The organism is Hymenobacter lapidiphilus (assembly GCF_003417065.2).
Lineage (GTDB): Bacteria > Bacteroidota > Bacteroidia > Cytophagales > Hymenobacteraceae > Hymenobacter.
This window is the reverse complement of record NZ_QVLT01000005.1, coordinates 59,387-78,091: the sequence shown is the minus strand read 5'-3', so window position 1 is coordinate 78,091 and position 18,705 is coordinate 59,387. Positions and strand designations below refer to the sequence as shown.

Below are 18,705 nucleotides of genomic sequence, written 5' to 3'. Positions count from 1 at the left end.
CTCACCCCCTAGCCCCCTCTCCTTCAGAGAGGGGGACTAAAATAAAAATTTACACTCGATTTTAGCACTAGTTCGTTGCATCTATTTCTAGTTCCCCCTCTCCTTTTTCGGCGAGGGGGCGAGGGGGTGAGGCGACTACAAAACACACATGGCAAAAATTCTGCGCCTGCACGGCACGGGTTCCAGCACCACGGAAGGCTGGAGCCGCACGGGTAAAATCGGCAAAAACGAAATCGACGGCAACAACGGCATTCCCGACCCGGCCGGCGCCCTGGCCGAGCGGGTGGTGGTGGCCATTCCGTCGCCGTTTGCCCGCATGCACCTCGTGGAAACGGCCCTAGGCTACCTGGCCACCGCCGGAAATTCTGGCGGTACCGATACCGTGCATCACCGGTTGGTGGGTCAGTTCTGGGATTTGTGGGAGCTGGTGTTCAACTACTACCAGCAACGCCAACCCGGCCGCCGCCTGCTGGTGCGCACCTGGAACCGGGCCACCGAGCTGGCCAACCTTACCAACAGTCCCGCCAAGCCGCTGGCCCAGGCCCTCACGCTGTTTCTGAACGACAAGCGGTTCGCGAGCCTTTCCGACCTGCACCTGTTCTACTTCCCGGGGGCCACGCCTACCGAAGCCCCGCAGCTGCTGGGCGGCACCTCGCCGCTGACCATGTTCTTCCCGGCCCCGGCCGTACGGGCCCTACCCGTAATGCGCCCCGAGGGCGGCGGCCACTATTTTGATGGCCGCTACGTGGCGCTGGCCCAGCGCGAACGGGAGTTTCAGGAGTACATCTACCAGCAATTTATAGCCGACCCTGAACTGCGCCGCTTGGCCCCCGCCGTGTATGGCGCCCTCGACCAGGGCCAACTGAGTCTGCTGGGCCTCCAGGGCGACGCCAACATCAACCAGTACCTGCCCCTGCCCGACCACGCGGGCAACCCCGTGGGGATGGCAGGCGTCCCGGTACGGGTGCGCCCCGACCAGAACACGGTGCGCACCTCCGATTTTACCGTGCAGGCCACCCGGCCGGCGGCCCCCGGCTGGCCCCTGCAAAACCCGCTGCCGCTGGTGCTGCGCCCCGGCTTACAGATGCCCGGCAAGCTCTACTACAACAACTCGCAGTTCGGCGACAGTGGCAGCAAAGTGCCGGTCACCGACGCCCGCGCCCTGCCCGACCGCACCCTGCCCGGCCCCGACCTGGCCTACCCCTACCTCACGCTCAACGACCTGCTCGAAGAAACCCTGCTCACGGTACCTTATGAGGTCGATGGAAGCCGGTTTGTAACGGGCCAGCTGAAAATAGCGCCCGGCTATAAGCCCACTTGCTGGCCCCTGTTGCCGGTTACGCCGTTGTACTTCGAGTATTTCACGGCCGAGGACCTGGCCCGGCACCTCACTTTGGAGTTGGACCCGGCCTGCGTGCGCGTGCGGCTGAGCATTCCGGTGAGCGGCGGCTTCACGGTAGACTACGAACGGGCATACTACGAAAATCCGCGCACCGAGGGCCTGGGCCGCCTGCTGACCACCAACGTGGGCCTCTCAATTTTCCCGTTCGTGAAGATTGAGGATGCGCCTGAGCTCAACGACTTTTATAAGGTGATGCTGGTGGATGCCAACAACATCGACCCAGCCCTGGTGAACAAGCCCGTGGAACTACGCTTCGGGGTGAAGGGCCGGGTGCTGAGCGAAACCGGCACCGAGCAGAGCGCCACCGCCTACCGCCGCACGCCCAAAACCACTTCTAACGAGGGCAGTACCTACTACGAAATCAAGGGTACGCCTTTCGATTACGTCCAGCTGGCCAGCCCCGCCCCGGCTGCTGGTCAGGCACTGCTGGTACCCAAGTGGCGCACCGTGCGCCAGGGCACCAAGGAGTTTCGCTTCGCCATCGACTTCGGCACCACTAACACCCACGTCGCCTACCACGACGGACCCAGCCAGCCTCCCCAGCCCCTCAGCTTCGGGCCCGACGATACGCCGGTCGCCCTGCTCAAAAAGCCTTCGGACAGTTACGAGTACTCGGTCTATGACCAACTGTACATGGGTATCGAGCAAGACGATGCGCACGGCATTGGCCTCAAACGCTGGCAACGGTATCAGCAGCGCGAGTTCGTACCTTCCTTCGTGGGGGCTGCGGGCTCACCCTACAAGTTTCCCATCCGCACCGCTACCAGCGAATCGGCTGGCTTTACCATCGAACCGCCGCGGCTGCTGGCTAATATCAACGTGGGTTTTGGCATCAACACCGAGGACGATAACAACGAGTCATACCACACGAACCTGAAATGGGGTACCACCGGGGAGGCCGCCCGGCACCGCGTGCGCATGTTCTTCCGCGAGATGCTGCTGCTGTTCAAATACAAAGCAGCCCTGCACGGCGGTAACATCGCAGCTACCCAGGTGGTGTGGTTCGCGCCCCTAAGCTTCTCGCAGTTCAGCCGTGACCTATACCAGCTGGAATGGGATAGGCTTTTCCGAGAGATATTCCACACCAGCCGGGCCACCATTTACCTGCCCGAATCGTCGGCTCCCTACTTTTTCCTCACCCGGCGGGGCCTAGTGACACCCGGTGTGGGCGAAAACGCCGCCTTCATCGATATTGGCGGCGGCACCTCGGACGTGCTGTTCTACTCCGACCAGAACGTCAATGCCGCCGGCCCGCGCAAGCACCACCCGGCGTTCAGTACCTCGTTCCGGTTCGCGGGCAACGAGTTGTGGGGCGACGGGGCGGCCGACGTGCGGGGCGGCAGGGAGAATGGCTTGGTGCGCTTCGGCCTCGACAGCATCGGCAATAACCCCATGCCCCAGACTAAAGCGGCGGCCCTCGCGCTGAGGTGCCTGAGCGTAGTGCAGAAAAACCCGACTTTTGGCTCCGAGGAAGTAGCCAGCCTGCTGTTCAACTACGAGCCGGAGTTTGAATTTGGCCGACGGTTGGTAGAAGCTCAGCACCTGCGGGTGCTGTTCTACCTGCACTTTGGGGCTATTATCTACCATCTGGCCCAGCTTACGGCCGCCCGCGACTTGGCTGCTCCACGCTACCTCTGCTTCACGGGCCGGGGCAGCCTGTATTTGCGGCTGCTGTGCCCCAGCAACCTGCGGCCCCTAGAGCAGGTGGCCAGCCTGATTTTGGCCAAAGTGATGGGCGTGCCAGCCCCGGCCAACTTTAAAATCGTGCTGGCCGACGACCCCAAGCAAACCACCGCCAACGGAGGCGTGCTGGCCACCGGCCTCGACGCGGAAAGCACCGCCGAGGTGCCGCCCATCGTGCAGCCCATCGGCACGGGCGCGGCCGACAGCACCGAGAACCAACCGCTGTTTCCGTCCAACATCACCGAGGAAATCAAAAACTCCGTGCTGGCCAACGTGGAGCAGTGTCTCACGCTGCTGCTCACCGACCCCGACCTGGTAGCGACCCAGCATAACCTGGGCATCAAAAACCCGCCTGGCCTGGTGCTCAGCGAGATGAAGTCCGCCCTGGCCGATTCGTTTAATATGGGCCGCCAACGGTACGCCAACACGTTGCCCGCCGGGGAGCCCATCCCCGAAACGCTTTTTTTCCTGCCGCTCAAAAACGCGCTTTACGTGCTGTCGCAGAAGCTGTACGACTCCCCCAAGTAAGCTATGATGATGCGTTATCGAGTTTTCTGGTTGCTGGCAGTTGTGTGCTTTGTGGTGTTAGGTCGGCCTAGCTTCGGGCAGTCGGCTTTGGCTGATGAGCAGAAAGGCCAAATTTGGACTCTGACAGCCCAGCGCGTTTGGACTGATACAAGACTCAAAAACCCCCAGCCGCGGGCTTGGAAAACCGTACAAGAGTTCAATACTTGGCTGACCAAAGACAAAGCGGCGAAGGAGTCGGAGTTAGGGTTGTTACTGGATGCAGTAATCAAACGCATCGGACTCGGCCAGCCCGCCACGCCGGCCCAAGTAGCGCGGGCCATTATCTCCGAAATTGCTCAGCGTAAAGCTGAGAAAAACGGTCGACTGGCCCGCGTAAATCTGGCTGATTTACAAAATAACCTGGCTGGCTTCGCGCCGCTAGGCACACTAGATGCCACCGACACCACGCCCGACGCAGCTGCGCCTGACTCGGCCGCCGTCGCAATTTTATCCACCACTCAACCACCCCTGCCAGCTTCAGTAGTTGCCGAAGACCTAGACTCAAAGCCTGACAGATCAGCAGCCCCAGCCAGGGCTAGGCCGGGCTCGGCTGGGGCCCCAGAGGCCTCTTACTTCGCTCAGCATCCGTACCAGACGGCGGCATTGGCCGGGGTGCTGGGGCTGCTGCTGGGGGCGGGACTGATGCGGGCATTTAGGTCCAAGCAAGTACAGTCGTCAGGGCATTATTCATCTGGAAGTACGCGTATCGTGGAATCATCTGAATACAAAGAACTGCGGTTGGCTTATGACAAATTGCGGGATGAAAACAAGCAGCTTCGCACCAAACTTCAACGGCTGGATGTCAGGGTGGAGGAGCTCGAAGCCCGGCTTTCCGGTTCTCCCGGCGTAGCCGCGGCTACTATCCCTACTCCTGGCACACCATTAGATGTTACGCCAGCAGTTGCCATGCCCGAGACGATGAATTTGGAAGACCCGCTGGCAGTTTCACTTGGCTCCTCCACCGTTGCCCCGGCTGCCGAAGCCCCTGAGGTCCCGCTAACCCGCTACGGGCCGGTGCAGGAAACGCCCTTTTTGGAGGAGCGCAAACTCACGAACAACCCGCTGCCCCGCCTGGCCCTAATGCTCACGGTGCAATCCCAGCAACCCGACCAAGCCAGCTTCACGCTCAACCCCCACGTCGACCAGGAAATGCTGATTGGCGACGGGCTCAACCGGCTGCAACAGTTCTTCGACTACGACCCGCCCCTAGGGGGCCGCATTAACGCCGTAAAGGCCGCTTCTCCCGGCATCCTCCAGCGTCAGGCCGATGGCTGGCAGGTACTGGAGCGAGCCCGATTGGTTATTACCTAGCGCCCTATTCCCGGCCACCCGCTCTTTGATTTATGACAGTACAATTACTCGAAATCATCCTTATCCTGGCCCTGGTCGCCTGGCAGGGGTTCGTATTCTTCCAAAATTCCCAGCTCATCCGGCGCGTTGGGCTGATATACCCGATCGAGGCCCAGCTGGGCGTGGAAACGGTGGAGTTTGACCACCCGGAACTGGATCAGCTTACCACTACAGAAAAGGTACTGCGAGGCCTGATGTCATTTGTGCAGCAGGGCCAGCAGCTACCTGAATACCGCGTAGCCGACGCGCCTAATGAGCAGGCCATGCTACTTGTTGAGCATTGGGACCGTGTAAATAATCAGTGGATACCCGTCGATTCGGTAAGTCGCCAGTTATTGATAGCCCAACTGGCTGACGGAACCCGGCAACCCGCCTCCGAGCTGACCGAAGCGCTACACTACGACGCCCTGATGGTGGCTGGCGGTACTGAAGAATTCAATAAAATCATCGCCGCCACCAACAACTACCTGCGGGCCAACAAGGGCGCGGCAGCCGATTTCAACGCCCTGCGCGACATTTCGGAGCGGGAAGCCGAGCTGTTGGAGCAACAGATTGAGGCCCAGGTTTCGACGCCGCTGTACCTGGGGCTGCTAGGTACCTTCGCAGGGGCTATCCTGGGGCTATCCTCGTTGGTTAACCCCTTCAGTGACGCAGCCACCCCATTCGACGACAAGGCCGTGATGCACTTTTTGGGCGGAGTGCTGATTGCTATGGTCGGCAGCTTGTTTGGGCTGGGCTTCACGCTATGGGGCAACCAGCGGTTTAAAGAGGCCCGTGCCAACCGCGACCGGCTCAAGAACGACTACTACAACTTTCTGCAAAAGGCGCTGCTGCCCAAGCTCAACTCCGATATGCAGCAGGGCCTCAACCAGCTCAAAAGCGTGCTGGACACCTTCAACCAGGATTTCTTCGCCCAAATTCAGGGCGACTTCTTTAGTAAGATTGCCGAGTTTACGCCCCTTATTGGCCGCATCACCGAAAACATCAGCATTCAGAAGGATTTCCTCGAAAAGCTCCAGAACATCGGCTACACCCAGCTGGCCAACGCTACGATTAAGGTGTTCGATCGGGTGGACGAAAGCGCGGCCACGTTTGAGAAGTTTCTGGGCTACCAGCAGGCCCTGAACGTGTCGGTGGAGCGCGGGGCCCAGACAGTGAACACCATCACGGCGCTGCTCAACCGCATGTCGTCGGTGGAGGAAGCCTTGAACTCGGTGCCGGACTATCTGAATAAACACGATTCATTCGTCCGCAATCAAGTTAACGTGTTCACCCAGCACACCCAATTGCTGGACCTGATGCGCGACGGAATCAATGAATCCTTGAGCGAGGATGCCGCGAAAATGCGCCAAGTGCTTGATAATCGGTTGCGGGCTTTTGATGCGGAATCACAGGCGGCGGCCGAGAAATGGAACGAGCATTTCCACCGGATCAATAAGGATAACGTCTACGAGAAAATCGTGGAGTACCTGAACCCATTCCAGCAGTTGCCGGCGCAGCAGCAGCAGCTCAACACGTTGCAGGAAACCCAGGCGCAGCGCAGTGCCGAGGCCCTGCAGGCCATGCAGCAGCAGATGGAGCTAAACCGCCAGCTGCAGGATAAGCTGCTGCAGCAAACCGACCGCACCAACGCCGTGCTCGAAAAACTAACCAGTCGTAACTGGCTCCAACGCATGGTAGGCTAAGGGTATGAAGCAGAGCAAGGATTTTTTCTGGCCCAGCTACGTCGACCTGATGACGGCCCTGTTTCTGACGATGCTCGTGCTGTTCGTACTCAGCTACAAGCAGTTTCAGGATAAGCAGGCCGATTTAGGAAGGGCTAACGAAGAATTAAGGGTACAGTTGAAGGAGAAAGAGAAGCTTGATGAAATTAAAGAAGCTCTAAAACGCTTAGAAAACCCTAAATACTTCGTCTATAATGAAGCGTTTAAACGCTACGAGTTAAATTTTGAGGTACTATTCCAACCAGGAAAATACGAGTTACCCATTGCATCTCGCCAGCCGCTCATCGAAACAGGACGTTTTTTGCTACAGCAAATGAATAGCCTAAAGGATGATGGTATCCAATACCTCGTAGTCATTGAAGGAAGGGCCGCGATGAACCCCAATTATCCACTAGAACACCCCGAGAATGCTGACTATCAAGCCATTCGACAATTGAGCTATAACAGAGCGTTAGCAGTTATTTATTTGTGGTCTGAGGCAGGTATTAAGTTCCCAAGTAATATTGAGGTTATTCCCGCTGGTAGCGGCTACCGGGGCGCAGGCCGTTACACTGGCTACGCTCAGGAGCAGCGCAATAAACGCTTCATCATCCAAATTCAGCCTAAAATCGGTTCTTTAAACTCTATATCTACCAAACCTTAAATACACCCTCATCCCTACACTTTAGCTGTAGTCGATTTCAGTGTTGTCGCCGATGTTAAGGCTGTGCTTGGTGCCTTTGAACAGGGCGTCGGAGCCGACGATGCAGTCGTGCATGACGGCGGAGCGTAGTTCGGAGTAGGAACCGATGATGGACTCGCTCAGAATGACGTTCTGCACAATGGTCCGGTCGCCGATGGCCACGTTGGGGCCGATGATGGAGCCCGAAATCTGGCAGTCGCGCCCGATGCTGACGGGCGGGATGATGATGGTGTCGGGAAACTCGGGGAAGTCGTGGCGGCGCAGGAACTCGGGGCGGTTGAGCAGGCGGGCGTTGGCTTCGAGCAGCGAGCTTTTGCGGCCGCAGTCAAACCAGTTATCCACCGGCACGGTCACCATTTCGGCTCCGTCCTCAATCATGAGCATGAGCGCATCGGTGAGCTGGAACTCGCCGTGGGTGCGCTGGTCCTGCCCGACGATGCGCTCCAGGGCCGAGGCCAGCCAGTCGGCGTTGGCAATCTTATAGAGGCCCACCAGCGCGAAGTTGGACTTGGGAATGCGCGGCTTCTCGACCACCTTGGTAACCAGGCCACGGGGCCCGTTTTCCACGATACCGAACAGCGCGGGCGTTTTCACCTCCTTCACGGCCAGTACGTTGCCGGGCATGGCTATCATCGCCCGCAGGTCTATATCCACAATCGTGTCGCCGAGCAGGATGAGCACGCCGTCGGGTTCGTGGCGGAACTGCTCGCGGGCCAGCCACAGGGCGTGGGCAATGCCCTCGCGGGGCTCCTGCACGATAAAAGTGGTTGTAAGCTCCGGGTATTGGCGGCGCACGTAGTTCTCAATTTTCTCGCCGAGGTAGCCGATAATAAAGACAAACTCGTGCACGTCGGCCTCTACCAGCCTATCGATGATGTGACCCAGAATGGTGTTGCCAGCCACCGGCACGAGGGATTTGGGCTGGGTGTGCGTGTGGGGCCGGAGGCGGGAGCCGATGCCGGCTACGGGAATGACTACTTTCATAAACAGAATCGGGAAGCGCCGAAGCGCAAAATACACAATAGCCGCCGAGCGGCCCATAGCACAACCGCCGGGCCGCGAATTCGTACTTTGCAGCGCAGCCAATCTTGGCTGGCGGCTTTTAGTACGGGTCCTGTGGGGCCGGTTTTTCTCTCTTCCTCTCTTCCATTTCCCCAAACCTCTCTCTCCCATGAAACGTTTTCTGCTCTATTTTGCCGGCATCGTGCTGATGCTTTCCCAGTCGTCGTGCGGCTACAACTCGATGGTAACCAAGGACCAGGCCGTGAAGGGCCAGTGGGCCAACGTACAGAGCTCCTACCAGCGCCGCTCCGACCTGATTCCGAACCTGGTAAACACGGTGAAGGGCGCCGCCAACTTCGAGAAATCAACCCTGACCGAAGTAATTGAAGCGCGGGCCAAGGCCACCAGCGTGCAGCTCAACGCCGACCAGCTGACGCCCGAGAACCTGCAGAAATTCCAGGCTGCCCAGAGCCAGGTAGGCGCCGGACTGGGCCGCTTGCTGGCCGTATCGGAAAACTACCCCGAGCTGAAGGCCAACGCCAACTTCCAGGAGCTGCAGGCCCAGATTGAGGGCACCGAAAACCGCATCAACGTGGAGCGCAACAAGTTCAACGGCCTCGTCAACGACTACAACGCCTACATCAAGAGCTTCCCCAACAACCTGTTTGCCGGCCTGTTCGGCTTCGCCGAGAAGCCCTACTTTGAAGCCGATGCCGCCTCGCAGAAGGCGCCGACAGTGCAATTCTAAATCAGTTGCCGGTTATCAGTTGCCAGTTGTCAGTCAAAACCAGAACAGCTTGGCAACTGGCAACTGATAACTGGCAGTTGATAACCGGCAGCTGATAACTGTTAACTGACATGACGAACCCCCTCACCCCCGAACAGGAAGCGGCGCTGGTGGAAGCCATCCGGCAGGCTGAACTGCGTACTTCGGGCGAAATCCGGGTGCATCTGGAAGACTCCTGCCCCTCGCCTGACCCGCTCGACCGCGCCGCTCAGGTGTTTGCCGAGCTGGGCATGCAGCACACGGCCCAGCGCAATGGCGTGCTGTTTTACCTGGCCTGGCAGAGCCGGCAGTTCGCCGTTATCGGCGACGCGGGCATTAATTCAGCTGTGCCCGATGACTTCTGGGAAACGGCCAAGGAGAACGTGCTTAAACATTTTCGCACCGAGAAATACGTGCTGGGCCTGGAAGCCGGCATCCAGATGGCAGGCGAACAGCTGCAGCGCTACTTCCCCTATAATGCCGCCACCGACGAGAACGAGTTGGACAACTCCATTTCGTTCGGCGACCCGACCCCCAAGCGCCCATGAAGCATCTGTTAGTGAATTTGAGGCGGCCAGCCGGCTGGCTGCTGGCCTTCGGGCTGCTGCTGCTGGCGCTGGTGGCCACGGCCCAGGATGTACCGCCCCGACCCAACCCGCCCCGCCTCGTGAACGACCTGGCCGGTATGCTGCGGCCCGACGAGGTGGCCCGCCTGGAGCAGAAGCTGGTGGCCTACAACGACTCCACTTCGTCGCAGATTGCGGTGGTAACCGTGCCCAGTCTGGGCGACTACGACATTTTTGACTACGCCCAGAAGCTCTATCAGGCCTGGGGTATCGGCCAGAAAAGCAACAATAACGGCGTGCTGCTGCTGGTGGCCAAGCAGGAGCGCAAGGCCCGCATTCATACCGGCTACGGGCTCGAAGGGGCCATTCCGGATGCCATTTCCAAGCGCATCATTTCCAATACTATCGTTCCGGCCTTCAAGCAGGACCGCTATTACGACGGCCTCGACCGCGCCACCGACCAGCTAATTTCGCTGGCCCAGGGCGAGTACAAGGCCGACCAGACCACCCGAAAGCGCGCTTCGGACGACGACAGCGGCTCGGGTATCTCGTTCTGGCTCATCATCGGGGTGCTGATTCTGTTCATCCTGTTCCGTAACCGCGGCGGCGGGAGCGGCGGGGGCGGGCGGCGCAACCGTGGCTTCGGCGGCAGCATGATTCCGCCCCTCATCTTCGGCGACTTTAGCGGCGGCCGCGGCACCTTCGGGGGCGGAGGCGGCGGTTTTGGCGGCGGTGGCTTCGGGGGTTTCGGGGGCGGCAGCAGCGGCGGCGGCGGTGCTTCCGGCAGCTGGTAGCAGAAGTCAGAGAGAAAAAGCAAAAGCCGTTGAACGGGCCAAGCGCCAATGTTCAACGGCTTTTACTTTTTCTATTTGACTTCCTGCAGGTAAGCCGGGCGCTCGTAAAACGGGCGTAGCAGCTCGATTACGTCGAGCGCGTCGGCCAGCGCCTGATGGGCCACGGTGTCGTCGGCGAAGTGGGCGCGGGCTTTGCAGGTTTGCATGGTGGGCAGGCGGGTGTCTTTGCGCCAGTTGAGGTAGAAGGCGGCCGGGTCGAGCATGGCGGGTTCGGCCCGCACCAGGGTGCCGTAGCCGGGCAGCTCGCGCAGAAAACCCAGATCGAAGGAGGCAATATTCTTACCGGCCATCGTCACGGCCACGCAGTCATTCTTATCGGTTTTGAAGCCCTGCGCCAGCAGAAACTCCCGTAGCTGAGGCAGCAAATCGGCCGGTTCGCACAGCTCGGGATTGGGCTCTTTCTGAGCCAGTTCGCGTAGCAGGCCCGCGTTGAGAGCCAGCGCCCCGGCCGTGCCCACGTACTCGGGATGGCGCACCACGCGCCGGAAGTAGGCCAACTCGGACAGCGGCCGCAGGTTTTTGGTGTCTTCCACCACGGCGGCCAACTCTATAATCTGGTGGCGGGCGGGGCGGCCGCCGGTGGTTTCAAGGTCGAGCGAAATATAGCGCATAGCGCAACAGTGTACGCGTAGGACCGGCGCGTGTTCGGCCGGCGGGCTTGGTTGGCGGTGGTTAACCTTATTGCAGACTGGCCTCGGTAAGTTGCTTGTTATCCGTTGGATTATCGTGTTTCTTGCTAAGAATTCTATCTATGCTATTATGTTCCCGGGTCGCTATTGCCTCATGTCGTTGAAACTACCGCTCGGCTTGGTGCTAACGACCGCGCTGTTGCTGGCTGGCAATACCGCCTGGGCCCAAAGTCAGCCCGAGCCGCCAGCCGCAACTTATGCTGTCCCGGCGCCTGCTGCTGTCCAACGGCTCTACCGGGCCGCCGACCCGGTTTCGTCGCTGCTTTACAACGGGCCCGAATACGTGAACTACGCCATGCGCTACGCTGCGCGGGCGGGCCATCAGTTCTTCCTGACGCCCGAGTTGCGGCCTGGTAATGTGTTCTATTACCAGCAGTCGTTTGCTGGATTGCAGCTGCGCTATGATGTAGTGCTCGACCAAGTGGTGCTGGAGCAGCCCACCAGCCCGCTGACACTGCGGCTGGTAAACGAGAAGCTGGACCGCTTTACCATAGCTGACCACAGCTTCGAGCGGTTGCAGGCCGACAGCACGGCCGGCGGCCTGCCGGCTACGGGCTACTACGAAGTGCTGGCCGAGGGTCCGGTCCGGCTGCTGGCCCGCCGCACCAAGCGCAAGCAGGAACGCGTGGAAGGCCGCATAGTAACGGTCGAATTCATTCTTACAGACCGGTTATACGCCTCCAAAGCGGGCCGTTCTTACTCCGTCAACTCCAAATCGGCAGTTCTGAAGCTGCTGGCCGACCGCGAGCCGGAAGTGCGCGCTTTTATGCGCGAGCGCAAGCTGAAGTTGCTCAAAAATCAGTTTGAAAAGGTGGCGTTGGTGCTGGTGAATTACTACAACCAGCTCCCGCCCCGCTAGCGCCCGGCTAACCTGATGCAACGCTTTTGCGCTTGCAGCTCTTTCGAAAGCTGGCTCTTTGCGGCTGGCAATACTCTTCCCGCCCTGCGCTTTTATTCCGGTATGAAGCACTTTTACGCGCTACTTTTCCTCGTGCTGCCGCTATTGCTGACCGGGCCGCGCGGCTACGGCCAGCAGCCGGTGCCGCCCGCAAAAACCGTTACCGGCGACTTTACGCAGGTGCCATTCGGGCAATTTGTGCGCGAGCTGGAAACCCAGACTGACTACCGCTTTTACTACGACAACACGGCCCCGCCCGACACCTTTCGGGTGAGCCTGCAGGCGCGCGCGCTGCCGCTGGCCACGACGTTGCAGCGCGTATTTGAGGGCACGCCTTACCGCTTCGCCCTCACCGCCGATGGCCGGGCGTTCATCACGAGCGGGGTTAGCATCGAGCCCGAGCTGGCGGGCCTGTTTTTCCGGCCGGCTGGTACGCTGGCCGAGGGGCCGGTAGCGGCCGCCCCCGAAGACCGGGCGCCCACGGCGGCCCCCACCCGCTCGCGCTACGTAACGGTGGCCGAGTACAAAGTGTACACAATCGGGACGGGCGGTGGCAGCGGCCCGGCAACGCTGGCCGGCCACATCCGCGACATCAAATCGGGCGAGCCGGTTATTGGGGCCACCATCTACTCCGAGTCGCCGAGCGTGGGCACCAGCACCGATCAGTTCGGCTTCTACTCGCTCACGCTGCCGCCGGGCCGCTACGCGCTGCAAATCCGGAGCGTGGGCAGCAAAAACACCCGCCGCCAGGTGGTTCTGCGCGGCAGCGGCCGCCTCGAAATTGAAGTCGAGGAAGACATTACGACCCTGAAGGAAGTGGTGATTGAGGGCGAGAAGGACAAGAACGTATCGAGCACCCAGATGGGCCTCGAAAAGCTGGATATCAAAACCATCAAGCAGGTGCCCACAGCCTTTGGCGAGGCCGATATTCTGCGGGTGGTGCTTACGCTGCCGGGCGTGAAGTCGGTGGGCGAAGGCAGCACCGGCCTGAACGTGCGCGGCGGGGCCACCGACCAGAACCTGATTCTGTTCAACGACATGACCATCTACAACCCCTCGCACCTGTTCGGGTTCTTCTCGGCCTTCAACCCCGATATGCTGCAGGGCGTGGAGCTGTACAAAAGCGGAATGCCGGCTAAGTACGGCGGGCGGCTCTCGTCGGTGCTCGATATTACGACCCGCGAGGGCAACAAGAAGAAGTTCAGCGGAGCCGGTGGCATCGGGCCGCTCACCAGCCGCCTGACGCTGGAAGGCCCGATTATCAAGGAGAAAAGCTCGTTTCTGGTGGGCGCTCGCGCCAGCTACTCCGACTGGCTGCTGCGCCAGCTTTCCGACACCAAGTTCCGGCAGAGCTCGGCCGCCTTCTCCGACCTGAGTGCCCACCTCACCCACCAGTTCAGCGACCGGGACGCCGTGTACGCCACCGGCTACTACAGCACCGACCGGTTCCGGCTGGCCACCGACACCACCTACCGCTACGCCAACAAGTCGGCCAGCCTCAAATGGCGCCACAACTTCAGCAACAAACTCTACGGCGTGCTCACGGGCGCTTTCAGCCACTACGACTACGACATCACCAGCGAAGGCAACGAGGTAAACGCGTCGCGGCTCAGGTACTCCATCAACCAAACCAGTCTGCGGGCCGATTTCAGCTACTACCCCAACCCCAAGCACAGCTTCGATTTCGGGGTCAGCTCGCTGCTGTACAATGTAAGCCCCGGCGGCCTCACGCCACTGAACGAAGGCTCGCTCGTGGTGCCCAACATTCTGGACCGCGAGCAGGCACTGGAAAGCGCCGTGTACGTGTCGGATAAGATTGAAGTAAACCAGCGGCTGTCGGTCTCGGTGGGGCTGCGCTACTCGCTCTATAATGCCCTGGGGCCGCGCAGCGTGTACGAGTACGCTCCCGGCCAGTCGCGCTCCGAAAGCACGATTACCGATACCCTCAGCTACGGCTCGGGCAAGGTGCTGGCCACCTACCACGGCCCCGAATACCGGGTGTCGGCTCGTTATTCGCTCTCCGACAACTCGTCATTCAAGCTCAGCTACAACCGCACCCGCCAGTACATCAGCCAGCTCACCAACACGGCCTCCGTATCGCCGGCCGATACCTGGAAGCTGGCCGACAACAACATCCGGCCCCAGGTGGGCGACCAGGTTTCGGTGGGTTACTACCGCAACTTCAAATCGAACACCATCGAAACGTCGGTGGAAACCTACTACAAGTCGTTGCGCGATTTCGTGGACTACAAGGGTGGCGCGGTGCTGCTGCTCAACCGCACCATCGAAACCGACATCATCAACGCCGAGGGCAAGGCCTACGGGGTAGAGGTGCTGGTGCGCAAGCTAACGGGCAAAATGAATGGCTGGCTGAGCTACACCTACTCCCGCTCGCTGGTGCGCGCCAACGCCGGCACGCCCGCCGACCAGATCAACAACGGCCGCTACTACGCCAGCAACTTCGACAAGCCCCACGACGTGACGCTGGTGGGCAACTACCGGTTCAGCCGCCGCTTCAGCACCTCGCTCAACTTCAACTACAGCACCGGCCGGCCCATTACGCTGCCCATCGCCAAATACTACGCGGGCAACTCGCTACGCGTACTCTACTCCGACCGCAACGCCTACCGCGTGCCCGATTACCTGCGGCTCGACCTCGCTTTCAACATCGAGGGCAACCACAAGGCGAAGAAGCTGGCCCATAGCTCCTGGACGGCCGGCGTGTACAACCTGACGGGCCGCCAGAACCCCTATTCCATCTATTTCAAGTCGGAAAACGGGCAAATCAAGGGTTATAAGCTGTCGATTTTCGGCCGGCCCATCCCGACGGTCACCTATAACTTCAAGTTTTAGATGAAAAAGCTACCTGCTTTCCTGCAAGCCTTACTGGCCCTGTTACTGCTGCTCCCAACGGGCTGCGTAGAGCCGTATGCTCCCGACGTCATCGACGCACCGCCCAGCCTGCTGGTGGTCGAGGGCTTCATCAACGCCGATGGCCCCACCACCATCCGCCTCTCGCGCACGGCGGCGCTCAGCGCCACAGCCACGCCCCTGCCCGAAACCAAGGCGCGCGTGTTCATCGAGCTGAAGAACAACTTCCAATACAGTCTTACCGAAACGGCACCCGGCACCTATACGTCGGTAGCGCTTAAACTGCCGGCCGGCAGCAGCTGCCGCCTGCGCATTGTCACGGCTAAAAACCAGGAATATGCCTCCGATTTTGTGTCTGTCAAGCTCACGCCGCCCATTGATGAGCTGCGCTGGACGCCCGATAATAACACGGTAAATGTGCTGTTGAGTACGCACGACGATACCCGTGCTTCGCAGTACTACCGCTGGGACTTCGATGAAACCTGGCAGATCAGTTCCCCTTATTCTCCCAGCGTCGAATACTACAATCGGGCAGTTACCCCCATCCGCACGTTTTACCCCATATTTTGCTGGGGCAACAACCAATCGAGCCGGATTTTACTCAGCAAAACCACTGCCCTGTCGCAGGATGCAGTAACGGGATTCCGAGTGCAGGGCATAGCGGCCAACAACCCGCAGCTTCATATCCGGTACAGTATTCTGGTTCGCCAGCGGGCCCTTTCGGAGCGAGAATACGACTACTGGGAGGAGTTGAAGAAGAACACCGAGTCTGTTGGATCACTCTTCGATCCGCAGCCCAGCCAGTCGCAAGGCAACATCCGCGGGCTGACGAACCCGGACGAGCAAGTGCTGGGGTTTGTGGGGGCCAACTCGATTGCAGAAAAGCGCCTGTTTATAGAGCGTCAGGATTTGCCCGATGGTTGGAAGCCCCGTTCGGGCTACGAAGACTGTATTCCCCCCGACAGCGTTTTTATTGTAGCCCGCTTTCCTGACAGACGCTTGGTCGACCCTCAAGGCGTAATAGACAGAGCTTTTGGAAGTATGCAAGTTCTGCCAATCGATCCGGTCCTCGAAGCTGAAATTGTTGTGGGCTATACGGCCAAAAACCGCGACTGTATCGACTGCCGTACCCGTGGCACGGACGTACGGCCCTCGTTCTGGTAGACTGTTACTTTTTCTCTATGTTTTATCTTCCTGATATCCGGCGGCATCTGCTCCGTTGCCTGCTGCTGGCCGGGCTGCTGGCGCCGGCCACTCCCGGCCTGGCCCAGGCTCCGCTCGATTCGCTTGGCGGCCTGACCGGGCAGTTCAGCCGCCAGGCCCGACAGATGCCCCGCGAGGAGCTGTTTCTGCACCTCGACCGGCCGCTGTACCTGAGCGGCGAAACCATGTGGTTTAAGGTGTATGCTACCGGCGGGCCCGAAGCCCGGCCGCAGGCCCTGAGCAGCGTGGCTTACGTGGAGGTGCTGGATGCCGGCCGCCGGCCCGTGCTGCGCGGCAAAGTAGCCCTGCGCGAGGCCACCGGCCAAGGCACGTTTCTGCTGCCTTCGTCGCTGCCCTCGGGCCGCTACACGGTGCGGGCCTACACCCGCTGGATGCAGAATTTTAGCCCCGAGGCCTTTTTCCACGGCACCGTAACTATCGTGAACACCTTCGCGGCCTCGGGCGCGGTACCGCTCCCCGACTCGGCGGCGCTGGAAGCCCGGTTTTTCCCCGAAGGTGGGGAGCTGGTGCGTGGGCTGCGGAGCAAAATAGCCTTCAAAATAACTGACAAGCGCGGCCACGGCGTGGCGGCTACCGGCACAGTGCTCGACGCCCAGGGCACGGCGGTGGCCACCTTCAGCACCCGGCGCGGCGGCATGGGCAGCTTCGATTTTACGCCGGCAGTGGGCGGCCCGGCAACGTATTCGGCCATTATCAACCGGCCGGCCGGTGCGGGCCAGGCGCGCCCGCAGGCCTTTACCAGCCGGCTGCCAGCCGTGCGCGAGCAGGGCTACGTCTTGAGTCTGGCTCCGGCGGCCAGCCCCGGCCAGCTCCGGCTAACCGTGCAGAGCACGCCCGGGCAGCCCGAAACCGTGCTGCTGCTGGCTCACGCCCGCCAGCGCGCCGCGCTGGCCCGGTCCCTGAATCTGCTGAACGGCCGGGCCGAACTAACCATTAACCAGACCGATTTGCCCGATGGCGTGTCGCGCTTCACGCTGTTCAGCGAAGCGCGCCAGCCGCTGGCCGAGCGACTGTTTTTCCAGCGGCCGCGCCGAAACCTGGCCCTTAGCGCCCGTCCCCATCAACCCGGCTACGCGCCCCGCTCGAAGGTGAGCCTGAACGTAGCCGCAGCTAATGCCGCCGGCCCCGCCAGCCTCTCGGTGGCCGTGTACCGCCTCGACTCGCTCAGCGCCACGGCCGGCCCAACCATCGACCAGTACCTGGGACTGACTTCGGAGCTGCGGGGCAGCGTAGAAAACCCAGGCTACTACTTTACGGCCACCGGCACCGAGGCCGCGGCGGCCACCGATGAGCTGCTGCTGGTGCAGGGCTGGAGCCGCTTTAAGTGGGCCGATGTGTTGCGGCCCGGCACGGGCGCGCCGGTTTTCCAGCCCGAGCTGTATGGCCCTGTAGTACAGGCCCGCCTGACTCGCGCCGGCACCGATGAGCCCCGTTCCGGTTTAACGACGTATTTCTCGTCGCCGAGCCGGGTGGTGCGCCTCTACACCGATTACAGCGACGCCAACGGGATGCTGCGTTTCGAACCCGGCAACCTGTATGGGCCCCAGACGGTGATGCTACAAACCGACCCGCGCCAGGACAGCACCGTCCGCATTACGGTGTCCGACCCCTATTCGGAGCAATTTGCGGCCCTGCCCGTTGAATCTACCTTCAGCCTGGCGGCCCGCTTCCGGCCCGACTATGCCCGCCGCCACCTGCAGGCCCAGGTACAAACCGTATTTGCAGGCCGGAAGTACGACCGATACCGGGTGATGCCGACCGACAGCGTACCCTTTTATGGTCGGCCCGACGCCAGCTACCCGCTCGATACCTACACCCGTTTCAAGGTGATGGAAGAGGTGCTGCGGGAGTACGTGCCGGGCGTGATTGTCCGCATCCGCAACGACGGCTTCCACCTGCTCGTCGTTGACAACCCTAACAAGAGTGCTTTTCAGGAGAATCCGATGATGCTGCTCGACGGGGTGCCCGTATTCAACGTCAACAGAGTAATGGCCATGAATCCGCTCAAAATTCAGCGGCTTGATGTAATAACCAGCCGCTATTTCCAGGGCGAAACAGCCTACGACGGCCTCGTAAGCCTCCGTACCTACAAGGGCAACCTCGAAGGTTTCCAGCTCGACCCACGAGTGCTGATTCAGGAGTACGAGGGCCTGCAGGAGCAGCGGGAGTTTTATGCCCCGCGCTACGATACGCCCGAGCAGCAGCGCAGCCGCCGCCCCGATATGCGCGAGCTGCTATACTGGAACCCGGCCGTAACCGTGGCCGGGCCCGGCGCGGCCCCGCAGCCGCTGGAGTTTTTCACCGGCGACCAGCCCGGCCGCTACCTCATCGAAGTGCAGGGCCTCGATGCCACCGGCGCGGCCGGCAGCAGCCGCAGCACCTTCGAAGTGCAGCCCAGCCTTTAAGCTATTGCCTGGCGGCTGTAGC

At 60.7% G+C, this 18,705-nt stretch carries 13 protein-coding genes; 11 read left to right on the top strand and 2 right to left on the bottom strand.

The features are described 5' to 3' along the window. The first annotated feature begins 148 nt into the window (after positions 1-148). From D0N36_RS04430 to D0N36_RS04415, 4 genes are all read left to right on the top strand, one after another. Positions 149-3,613: a hypothetical protein gene (locus tag D0N36_RS04430; protein WP_116940121.1), complete on the top strand. Its 3,465-nt coding sequence runs from the start codon at positions 149-151 to the stop codon at positions 3,611-3,613. Between the two features lie 945 nt (positions 3,614-4,558). Next, positions 4,559-4,963: a hypothetical protein gene (locus tag D0N36_RS04425; RefSeq protein WP_207190718.1), complete on the top strand. Its 405-nt coding sequence runs from the start codon at positions 4,559-4,561 to the stop codon at positions 4,961-4,963. 32 nt (positions 4,964-4,995) lie between these two features. Then, a complete protein-coding gene (locus D0N36_RS04420; protein WP_116940116.1) occupies positions 4,996-6,687 on the top strand; it encodes a hypothetical protein in 1,692 nt (563 codons plus the stop codon). A gap of 49 nt (positions 6,688-6,736) precedes the next feature. Continuing rightward, on the top strand, positions 6,737-7,369 hold the full coding sequence (locus D0N36_RS04415; protein WP_147320750.1) for a hypothetical protein: 633 nt from the start codon (positions 6,737-6,739) through the stop codon (positions 7,367-7,369). A gap of 21 nt (positions 7,370-7,390) precedes the next feature. Here D0N36_RS04415 and D0N36_RS04410 read toward each other — a convergent pair whose 3' ends face one another. Further along, positions 7,391-8,392, bottom strand: coding sequence for a sugar phosphate nucleotidyltransferase (locus D0N36_RS04410; protein WP_116940312.1), 1,002 nt, complete (start codon positions 8,390-8,392; stop codon positions 7,391-7,393). A gap of 187 nt (positions 8,393-8,579) precedes the next feature. Here D0N36_RS04410 and D0N36_RS04405 point away from each other — a divergent pair, with 187 nt between their 5' ends. The 3 genes from D0N36_RS04405 (at position 8,580) to D0N36_RS04395 (ending at position 10,536) form a co-directional block, all read left to right on the top strand. After that, the gene (locus tag D0N36_RS04405; protein WP_116940111.1) at positions 8,580-9,158 is read left to right on the top strand and encodes a LemA family protein; all 579 of its coding nucleotides are present in this window, start codon (positions 8,580-8,582) and stop codon (positions 9,156-9,158) included. Between the two features lie 110 nt (positions 9,159-9,268). Next, a complete protein-coding gene (locus D0N36_RS04400; protein ID WP_116940109.1) occupies positions 9,269-9,724 on the top strand; it encodes a TPM domain-containing protein in 456 nt (151 codons plus the stop codon). Next, entirely contained in the window at positions 9,721-10,536 is an 816-nt protein-coding gene (locus tag D0N36_RS04395) for a TPM domain-containing protein (protein ID WP_116940107.1), read from the top strand. Before D0N36_RS04400 ends, D0N36_RS04395 begins: the two co-directional genes overlap by 4 nt. A gap of 71 nt (positions 10,537-10,607) precedes the next feature. Here D0N36_RS04395 and D0N36_RS04390 read toward each other — a convergent pair whose 3' ends face one another. Beyond that, entirely contained in the window at positions 10,608-11,207 is a 600-nt protein-coding gene (locus D0N36_RS04390) for a 3'-5' exonuclease (protein ID WP_116940105.1), read from the bottom strand. A gap of 172 nt (positions 11,208-11,379) precedes the next feature. On the opposite strand from D0N36_RS04390, the gene D0N36_RS04385 reads away from it, so the two are divergent. The 4 genes from D0N36_RS04385 to D0N36_RS04370 all read left to right on the top strand — a co-directional run bounded on the left by D0N36_RS04385 (position 11,380) and on the right by D0N36_RS04370 (position 18,683). Beyond that, positions 11,380-12,144: a hypothetical protein gene (locus D0N36_RS04385; protein WP_116940103.1), complete on the top strand. Its 765-nt coding sequence runs from the start codon at positions 11,380-11,382 to the stop codon at positions 12,142-12,144. Between the two features lie 102 nt (positions 12,145-12,246). Continuing rightward, a complete protein-coding gene (locus D0N36_RS04380; protein ID WP_116940101.1) occupies positions 12,247-15,036 on the top strand; it encodes a TonB-dependent receptor in 2,790 nt (929 codons plus the stop codon). Next, positions 15,037-16,218 carry a DUF4249 domain-containing protein gene (locus D0N36_RS04375; protein WP_242478795.1) on the top strand — a complete coding sequence of 394 codons (1,182 nt, stop codon included), beginning with the start codon at positions 15,037-15,039 and terminating at the stop codon, positions 16,216-16,218. Between the two features lie 17 nt (positions 16,219-16,235). Then, positions 16,236-18,683 carry a hypothetical protein gene (locus D0N36_RS04370; RefSeq protein WP_116940099.1) on the top strand — a complete coding sequence of 816 codons (2,448 nt, stop codon included), beginning with the start codon at positions 16,236-16,238 and terminating at the stop codon, positions 18,681-18,683. Positions 18,684-18,705 lie beyond the last annotated feature (22 nt).

Coding starts and splice junctions, on each gene's coding strand:
- D0N36_RS04430 (WP_116940121.1), top strand. CDS start 149: ATGGCAAAAATTCTGCGCCTGCACGGCACGGGTTCCAGCACCACGGAA.
- D0N36_RS04425 (WP_207190718.1), top strand. CDS start 4,559: ATGCCCGAGACGATGAATTTGGAAGACCCGCTGGCAGTTTCACTTGGC.
- D0N36_RS04420 (WP_116940116.1), top strand. CDS start 4,996: ATGACAGTACAATTACTCGAAATCATCCTTATCCTGGCCCTGGTCGCC.
- D0N36_RS04415 (WP_147320750.1), top strand. CDS start 6,737: ATGACGGCCCTGTTTCTGACGATGCTCGTGCTGTTCGTACTCAGCTAC.
- D0N36_RS04410 (WP_116940312.1), bottom strand. CDS start 8,392: ATGAAAGTAGTCATTCCCGTAGCCGGCATCGGCTCCCGCCTCCGGCCC.
- D0N36_RS04405 (WP_116940111.1), top strand. CDS start 8,580: ATGAAACGTTTTCTGCTCTATTTTGCCGGCATCGTGCTGATGCTTTCC.
- D0N36_RS04400 (WP_116940109.1), top strand. CDS start 9,269: ATGACGAACCCCCTCACCCCCGAACAGGAAGCGGCGCTGGTGGAAGCC.
- D0N36_RS04395 (WP_116940107.1), top strand. CDS start 9,721: ATGAAGCATCTGTTAGTGAATTTGAGGCGGCCAGCCGGCTGGCTGCTG.
- D0N36_RS04390 (WP_116940105.1), bottom strand. CDS start 11,207: ATGCGCTATATTTCGCTCGACCTTGAAACCACCGGCGGCCGCCCCGCC.
- D0N36_RS04385 (WP_116940103.1), top strand. CDS start 11,380: ATGTCGTTGAAACTACCGCTCGGCTTGGTGCTAACGACCGCGCTGTTG.
- D0N36_RS04380 (WP_116940101.1), top strand. CDS start 12,247: ATGAAGCACTTTTACGCGCTACTTTTCCTCGTGCTGCCGCTATTGCTG.
- D0N36_RS04375 (WP_242478795.1), top strand. CDS start 15,037: ATGAAAAAGCTACCTGCTTTCCTGCAAGCCTTACTGGCCCTGTTACTG.
- D0N36_RS04370 (WP_116940099.1), top strand. CDS start 16,236: ATGTTTTATCTTCCTGATATCCGGCGGCATCTGCTCCGTTGCCTGCTG.